Raw genomic sequence first — 7,424 nt, 5'->3', positions numbered from 1 at the left:
ACCTCGGGACTGGGGATGGCGTGCGTCGACGAAGTCACCCGGATCACCGCCCGGCACGTCCGGATGCTGGCCTGCGACGCGAAGATCATCCCCGCCGTGCTCGGGTCGGAAAGTGAACCCCTCGACATCGGCCGGGCCGCCCGCACCGTCACCCCCGCACAACGCCGGGCATTGAACCTCCGCGACCACGGGTGCGCTTTCCCCGGCTGCCACCGGAAACCCAAACACTGCGAAGCCCACCATATTCTTCCCTGGGGTGCACTCGGCGACACCGACCTGAACAACCTGTGCCTGCTCTGCCGATATCACCACATGGTCATCCACGGACAATCCGGCTGGACAGTCCACCTCGCCACCGACGGCCAACCCGAGTTCGTTCCGCCGCAGTACCTCGACCCACTACAACAACCACGCCGCAACCACCACTGACCCCCGAGGAGCCCGCCACCACCACCGGCGACGGGCCCCTCGGCATGCCCGAGGCACAGGCGGAAACCCGAAACGCAGCTGTTTCCGGCTTCCGCGAATCCCGCGACGCCGGTTCGCCGCGACCAGCGCGACAACACTCAGCGACGCGGTCGCCATAAGGCAGTAGCCGCGCGAAACCGGCGAACCGGTGGCCGCGATCATGATCCGGATCCGGCCGTGCCGGTCGGTCGGTCGGTCAACAGCCTCACGATCGGCGTCACCACGGTCAGGATGGCGGCGGTGATCATCAGGGCGACGAACGACCAGCGCTCCCCCCGGCGATCAGCAGACCGCTCCACTGGAAGCGGAACAGCGTCGGACGGGCGTCGTCTTCGGTGAATCCGGTCGCGTGGCAACGGTTTCGGCGGCGGGTTCGTCGACGTGACGCCGGATGTAGCAGCCGACCGGGCCGACCGGCAACCCGAAGACGAACGGGATCCACCAGCCCCACGACGTCATCGCATCGGTGGTGAGCGAGGCGGTCGGCGTAGGCGCCGAGCACGAGACCGGCGAGCGGGCGCACGAGGAACGTGATCCCGAAGACCGCGTATGCCCGGACGGGCTGGACGGCGGCGTTCCCGCCGGGAAAGAAGGTCTTACCGATCTGGGCCGCCATCAGGCGCGTACACGCCGAGGTCGAACCATTCGAGCGCGTTGCCGATGCTGGCCGCGGCGATGGCACGCCGCGTCGACGACGACGTCCGGGGCTTCGTCGCCGTCCGATCGCTTGTCACGCTTCCTCGCCACGCCTGCCGAGGGCATGGAACAGCGCCGCGGCGAGCACGACACCCTCCCGGGCGATCGGGGCCAACAGGTGCTCGTCGGGCGCGTGTTGCAGGCAGCCGGGGTAGGAATGCGGCAACCACAACGTCGGCAGACCGAGGACGTCGGTGAACACGTGGTTCGGCAGGCCGCCTCCGAAGCTCGGCAGGATCGCCACCGAGCTATCGGACACCTCGTCGAGGACGCCTTTCGCCCAGTCCACCCAGGGGTCGTCGACCGGAGTACGGCTGGCGACGAAGCTGGCTTCGGCGGTGACGTCGACCATCGGAAACCCCTGCGCGGCAAGGTGTTTCGTGATGGCTTCACCCACTCCGTCGACGTCGGTGCCCGCCACGTAACGCAGTTGCAGCATCGCGCGGGCCCGGCCGGGGATGGCGTTGACCGGCCGGTCGATGTCGGCCGCGCCGAGTGACAGGACTTCGAGGGTGTTCCAGCCGTACAGGCGCTCGGCCGCGGTCAGCCCGGTGTCGCCCCAGCCCTCGTCCAGCACCGGATCTCCCGGCGTGTTCCCGATTTCGAGGTCGGCGAGTGCCGCGCGGACACTGCCCGGGAGTTCGGGCGGGAGGAGTTCCGGCACTTGGACGCGGCCGTGCCCGTCGACGAGACAGGCGATCGCCCCGGCGAGGGTGGTGGCGGGATTGCGCAGGACGCCACCCCAGTTCCCGGAGTGGTACGCGTCGGGCCGGAGATCGACGTCGAGGGCGATCCGGACGCTGCCCCGCGCGCCGAGGAACAGCGTCGGCGTCGCCGCGTCCAGGCGCGGGCCGTCGGAGGCGATGAGGACGTCGGCGCTCAGCTCTTCCCGGTGCGACGCGACGAACTCGTCGAGGCCGGGCGAGCCGATCTCCTCCCCGGTCTCGAACAGGAACTTGAGGTTGAACCCGAGCGATCCGGTTTCGGCGAGGAGCAGCCGGAGCGCTGTCAGGTTGATCAGGTGCTGTCCCTTGTTGTCCGCGGAGCCGCGGCCGTACCAGCGCTCACCGTCGGCGGTCAGCGTCCACGGGTCCCGGTCTTCGCTCCACTGGCCCTCGTGCCCGTCGACGACGTCGGCGTGGCCGTAACACAGGAGCGTCGGCAGCCCCGGGGATTCGATCCGGGTGCCGATCAGGAACGGGCCGCCGTTCGGGTCGGGGTTCGGATACGTCGTCACGGAACAGCCGAGCGCGCTCAGCGCGGGGGTCAGCACCTTGTCCAGGTATGCCTTGATGGCAACGCGTCCGCTCGGATGATCGCTCACCGTCGGATAGCGGACGAGTTCGGCGAGCTCGGCGAAGAAGGCCCCCGAGTCGACGTGCTTCTGGGCTTTCGAGACCAGTTCTGCGGGGATGGCCACGGTGTCTCCGATTCGCTCGTCCGGTGTCGCTGAGGAGCGTAAGACGGTTTGCTTACACCCCGCGTTCTCATCCGGCAAACCTGCTGTTGACGTACTTCCTCGAAGTCGCCCGCACCGGTTCGGTGTCCGAAGCGGCGACGGAGCTGACGGTGATGCCTCGGCGATCAGCCGTCAGATCGCCGAACTCGAGGCCGGGAACCGGCTGCTGACCTCGTTCGTCCGGCCGCCGGTCAGCGGATCAGCACCCCGGGATTGAGGATTCCGGCCGGGTCGAGGGCGGATTTGGCGGCGTCGAGCGCGGCCGCGAACGGACCGGGCCGCTGGCGGTCGTACCAGGGCCGGTGGTCGCGGCCGACGGCGTGGTGATGGGTGATCGTGCCGCCGTGGCCCGTGATCGCCTCGGAGACGGCGGCCTTGATCTCGTCCCACTGCGCGACCGTGCTCCCCCAGCGCCCGGCGGCGTAGATCCCGTAGTAGGGCGCGGGGCCGTCCGGGTAGACGTGCGTGAAGCGGCAGGTGACGACACCGGCGCCGCCGCACACCTCGTCGATCGCGGCGCGCGCCGCCGAGGTGATCGCGTCGTGGAACTCGTCGAAGGCGTCCCAGGTGCAGGCGGTCTCGAAGGTCTCCACGATGAGCGACCGGCGGGCCAGGGCGTCGCGCTGGTACGGCATCCGCAAGAACGACGAACGCCAGGTCGAGGCGCTGTCCTGGTTCGGGGAGTCCTTGCTGCGCCTGGCTTTCACCACCCCGCCGTGCCCCGCGGTCAGTTCGAGCGCGCGCTCCAGCCAGGTGTCGACCGGATGATCGGCGGATTCGAACGCGACCAGGAGCAGTCCCCCGCCCACACTCGCGCCCGCGTTGATGAAGGCCTCGGCCGGATCGAGGAGACGGCAGTTCGACGGATGGAGCCCGGACTGCGCGATCGCGCGGGTGGCGGCGACCGCGTCTTCCTGTCGTTCGAAGGCGACCGACGCGGTGACCTGCCAGACCGGCCTGTCCTGGAGCCGCATCCAGGCTTCGGTGATCACGCCGAGGCTGCCCTCGGAGCCGAGGAACATCCGGTCCGGCGAGGGTCCGGCGCCCGATCCCGGCAGGCGCCGCGATTCGCTGATCCCGGCCGGGGTGACGACACGCAGCGACTCGGTGAGATCGTCGATATGCGTGGCGAGCGTGGCGAAATGCCCGCCAGCGCGGGTGGCGAGCCAGCCGCCGAGCGTGGAATGGGCGAACGATTGCGGGAAATGCCGCAGGGTCAGGCCCAGCGGACGAAGACGGTCTTCCAGCGCCGGGCCGAAGATTCCGGCCTGGATCCGGGCCGCGCGGCTGACCGTGTCCACTTCGAGCACGGCGTCGAGTCCCGCGAGGTCCATCGACACGGCCGGCCCGTCGAACCGCGGCTCGATCCCGCCGACGACGGAACTGCCGCCGCCGTAGGGAATCAGCGGGGTTCCGGAGGCCGTGCACCAGTCGAGGAGGTCGACGACGTCCTGTTCCGTACGCGGGCGGGCGACCAGATCCGGGACGTGGTCGAGCCGGCCGAGCAGGTTGCGGACGACGTCGCGGAAAGCCTTGCCCCGGGCGTGGGACAGCCGATCGACGGGTTCGTCGCTGCACAACGCGGCGAGCGTCGCGGGCGGGCGGATCCGCGACGCGGGTACGTCGAGCTCCGCCGGTTCCGGCGGGGCGTGGTCGGTGAAGTCGTGACCGGGCAGGACACCCGAGGTGCGAGCGACCAGCGCGTCGGACTCTTCCCTGGACAGTTCGCCGTCGGTGGTGCCCCAGCCCCACCAGGACCGCTCTTCGGTCGGCATCATCGCCTCCCTTCGATCTGACTCGCCAGTAAGTTACTTATCGGTCAGTTGCCGTGTCAACGCTCGGGGTCCGCCGCGAGTCGTCCGTCTGGACACACGTGTCGTCCATCCAGTCACACGTGTCGTCCATGGGGTCACCTGTGTCGTCCGTTCGGTCACGGGGACGACCGAGCTGGGCCCCCGCCGCACTCGCTTCCCTGACACACCGGACAGCTCTGCCGCCCAGGACCGATTCGAGGCCTTCGACGCTTTACAACGTTGTATCAACGATGTAAAAACGTCCTGACGGCCAGCCGTGGCCCGGATCACACCGGTTCCCACCACCACGGGGTCGTGGTTTCACGCCTGCACAGTCCAGCGGGAGGCGCACCTCCGCCGAGGCGGCCGCCCCCGGAGAAGGGTGTCGAGCAGATGTTGCCAACGTTGTCACCACCACGCCCCCGGAAGCCGAGACGCTTCCGGAAGACACTGGCCACCGCCGTCGCGGTGGCCTCGGCCCTGGCGTTGACGTCGGGCGCCGCGACGGCCGCGGAGAGCGGCTGGAAGATGGGCAAGCCGCGCCTGACCACCCCGTGGACCAACCAGGTCTCGCCGACCAACGCGCTGCCCGAGTACCCCCGGCCGCAACTGGTGCGCGAGAACTGGCAGAACCTCAATGGGGTCTGGGAGTTCGCCGGCGCCGCGCCCGGCGAGGTCCCGCCGTTCGGTGAGAAGCTCGCCGAGAAGATCCTGGTCCCCTACCCCGCCGAATCGGCGCTTTCGGGGATCCAGCGGCACGAGGACTACATGTGGTATCGCCGCACGTTCACCGTCCCCAGGAACTGGAACGTGGGCAGGGACAACACCCTGCGGATCAACTTCGGCGCCGTCGACTACAAGGCGAAGGTCTACGTCAACGGCAAGGAGGTGGCCTCGCACCAGGGTGGCTACGGCGCGTTCTCCGCGGACGTGACCTCGGCGCTGAAACCCAAGGGAGAGCAGGAGATCATCGTCGGCGTCGAGGACCGCGCAGACGCGACCTGGCAGCCCGTCGGCAAGCAGCGCCTCGTCCCCGACCGCGGGATCTTCTACGAAGGCGCCTCGGGCATCTGGCAGACGGTGTGGATGGAACCGGTCGCGGCCAAGCACGTCGGCACGCTCGGCATGGTCCCCGATCTCAAGTCGTCCACGCTCAAACTCACCGTCGACACCGGCGGCAGCTCCGGGCTGACCGTCGAGGCCGTGGTCCGCGACGGCAGGAAGGTGGTCAGCCGCAGCAAGGCGTCGGCCGCCGGGACGATCTCCCTGCCGGTGCCCAAGGCGAAACTCTGGTCGCCGGATTCGCCGTTCCTGTACGACCTTGACGTCGAGCTGAAGGACGGCCGCCGCACCGTGGACAAGGTGTCGTCCTACTTCGGCATGCGCGAGTACGGCACCACGAAGGGCGCCGACGGCAAACTCCGGTTCACCCTCAACGGCAAGATCCTCTTCCTCCAGTCCACTTTGGACCAGGGCTACTGGCCGGACGGCATCTACACCGCGCCGACCGACCAGGCACTGCGCTTCGACCTCGAACAGCACAAGGTCCTCGGCTTCAACACGGTCCGCAAGCACATCAAGACCGAACCCGATCGCTGGTACCACCACGCCGACAAGCTCGGTCTGCTCGTGTGGCAGGACATGCCGTCGATGCGCACCGGTGGCCGCCCGCCCGTCGACGCCCAGCAACAGTTCAAAGCCGAGCTGAAAGAACTGGTGGAGCAGAAGAAGAACTGGACCTCGATCGTCGGCTACGTGCCGTTCAACGAGGGCTGGGCCGAGTGGTCGCGCGAGGAGACCGGGAAGGTCGCCGAAAGCGTCAAGGCCCAGGACCCGACCAGGCTGGTCAACGCCCACAGCGGCGTCAACTGCTGTGACTCGCTCGGCGACTCCGGCAAGGGTGACGTCCTCGACTGGCACTCCTACCCGGGTCCCGCGAAGCCGATGCCCGACGCCAAGCGGATTTCGATCGACGGCGAGCACGGCGGCTACGGCCTCGAGGTCAAGGACCACATGTGGTTCGGCGAAGGCCACGCCTACGAGATGGTGAAGGACCAGGCGACCCTGAACAGCCGCTACGTCCAGAACCAGCGCGACGTGCTCGCGTCGGCCCAGAGCTGCGGCATCAGCGGCTCGATCTACACGCAGATCACCGACGTCGAGCATGAGGTCAACGGCTTCTTCACCTACGACAGGCAGGTGAAGAAGATGGACTTCGCGCAGGTCCGAGCGGTCAACCAGGCGATCATCCGCAACGCCGACGGCAGCGGTTCCGGCGCGCCCGACCCGGGCCCCGGCACTCCGGGGATCACCGGCGTGCACGCCTACAAGTTCGACGAGGGCACGGGATCCAGCGCCGCGGACTCGGTCGGCACCGCGAACGCCACGCTGACCAACACGCAGTGGGCAAGCGGTGTCGAGGGCGGCGCGCTGGCCTTCGCGGGCAACGGGCAAGCCGACACCAGGGCGAACCTCGTCAACACGGCGGGCAGCTACTCGGTCTCCGCGTGGGCGAAGCTGGACGAGGCCGGTGGCGCGTTCCAGACCGTCGTCAGCCAGGACACCGGCCGCGACAGCGCGTTCTTCCTCCAGTACTCCGGACAGGACCAGCGGTGGGCGATGAGTTTCGTCGGTCTCCGCGCCCTGTCGCCGGAGAAGCCGCAGGTCGGCAAGTGGTACCACCTGACCGGCGTCCGTGACGCCAAGACGGGCACGTTGTCGCTGTACGTCGACGGCACGAAGGTCGCCTCGCAGAACGCCTGCTCCGCCGCACCGAGCACCGGCCACACGGTGATCGGCCGCGGTCAGTACGGCGGTCAGCAGGTCGACTTCCTGCGTGGCGCCGTGGACGACGTCCGGTTCTACGACCGGCCGCTGTCCGACGCCGAGGTCGCGACGCTGGCGAAGCGCGATTGATCCAGGACGCGGGGGGCGCGGAGACCTACACCCGCCCCCCGGACCGACAACACCCCCCCCACAAGGGGACGAGAAACGGGCGCCCCACCACA

The 7,424-nt window shown here is 68.9% G+C and carries 6 protein-coding genes; 2 read left to right on the top strand and 4 right to left on the bottom strand.

The genetic code is table 11. The annotated features are described in order from the left end of the window. The coding region (locus tag ACFWMR_RS09240) for an HNH endonuclease signature motif containing protein (RefSeq protein ID WP_378378046.1) at nucleotides 1-429 on the top strand (429 nt) is incomplete at its 5' end. A gap of 286 nt (nucleotides 430-715) precedes the next feature. Here the strand turns inward: ACFWMR_RS09240 and ACFWMR_RS09235 are convergent. From ACFWMR_RS09235 to ACFWMR_RS09220, 4 genes are all read right to left on the bottom strand, one after another. Further along, complete coding sequence (locus ACFWMR_RS09235; RefSeq protein ID WP_378378045.1) at nucleotides 716-1,084, bottom strand: hypothetical protein; 369 nt, start codon at nucleotides 1,082-1,084, stop codon at nucleotides 716-718. After that, entirely contained in the window at nucleotides 1,065-1,202 is a 138-nt protein-coding gene (locus tag ACFWMR_RS09230; RefSeq protein WP_378378044.1) for a hypothetical protein, read from the bottom strand. The genes ACFWMR_RS09235 and ACFWMR_RS09230 overlap by 20 nt, the downstream gene beginning before the upstream one ends. Continuing rightward, nucleotides 1,199-2,584, bottom strand: coding sequence for a M20 family metallopeptidase (locus tag ACFWMR_RS09225; protein ID WP_378378043.1), 1,386 nt, complete (start codon nucleotides 2,582-2,584; stop codon nucleotides 1,199-1,201). Before ACFWMR_RS09225 ends, ACFWMR_RS09230 begins: the two co-directional genes overlap by 4 nt. A 230-nt stretch (nucleotides 2,585-2,814) precedes the next feature. After that, on the bottom strand, nucleotides 2,815-4,398 hold the full coding sequence (locus ACFWMR_RS09220) for an FAD-binding oxidoreductase (protein ID WP_378378042.1): 1,584 nt from the start codon (nucleotides 4,396-4,398) through the stop codon (nucleotides 2,815-2,817). 411 nt (nucleotides 4,399-4,809) lie between these two features. Here ACFWMR_RS09220 and ACFWMR_RS09215 point away from each other — a divergent pair, with 411 nt between their 5' ends. Further along, the gene (locus tag ACFWMR_RS09215; protein WP_378378041.1) at nucleotides 4,810-7,332 is read left to right on the top strand and encodes a LamG-like jellyroll fold domain-containing protein; all 2,523 of its coding nucleotides are present in this window, start codon (nucleotides 4,810-4,812) and stop codon (nucleotides 7,330-7,332) included. The last annotated feature ends 92 nt before the right edge of the window (nucleotides 7,333-7,424 follow it).

Origin of the sequence: Amycolatopsis thailandensis, from assembly GCF_042723255.1 — a bacterium.
Classification (GTDB): Bacteria; Actinomycetota; Actinomycetes; order Mycobacteriales; family Pseudonocardiaceae; genus Amycolatopsis; species Amycolatopsis thailandensis.
Note: the sequence above shows the minus strand (reverse complement) of the source record. Positions and strands in the feature narration are given on the sequence as shown.